Here is a 278-nt window from a genome sequence, read left to right as displayed (position 1 = left end):
AAGGCTTGAACGAAGATGTTCTTGCTGCCGAACGGGTGCAGGGTCAGTTCGCCGATGAAGCCGCCGATGCCCTTGACCTTGATGCTGTAGAAAATGATCAGTGCGAAAACCGAGAGCGCCATGCCCAGTGTTGCGTTCGGGTCGGTAGTCGACACGGCACGGAACGGGATGTGGTGGTCGCCGGAGATCAGGATGGCCAGCTGAGGAATCCAGTCGACCGGTACCAGGTCGACGGCGTTCATCAGGAACACCCAGACGAAGATGGTCAGTGCCAGCGG

1 protein-coding gene is annotated in these 278 nt (G+C 59.0%); it reads right to left on the bottom strand.

Going from position 1 to position 278, the window contains the following annotated elements:
* The coding region (locus ACIOZM_RS31985) for a F0F1 ATP synthase subunit A (RefSeq protein ID WP_401221696.1) at positions 1-278 on the bottom strand (278 nt) is incomplete at both ends.

It is taken from the genome of Pseudomonas sp. NPDC087346, assembly GCF_044744235.1.
Taxonomy (GTDB): domain Bacteria; phylum Pseudomonadota; class Gammaproteobacteria; order Pseudomonadales; family Pseudomonadaceae; genus Aquipseudomonas.
The sequence above is the reverse complement of the archived record's forward strand: the minus strand, read 5'-3'. Positions and strand labels throughout refer to the sequence as shown.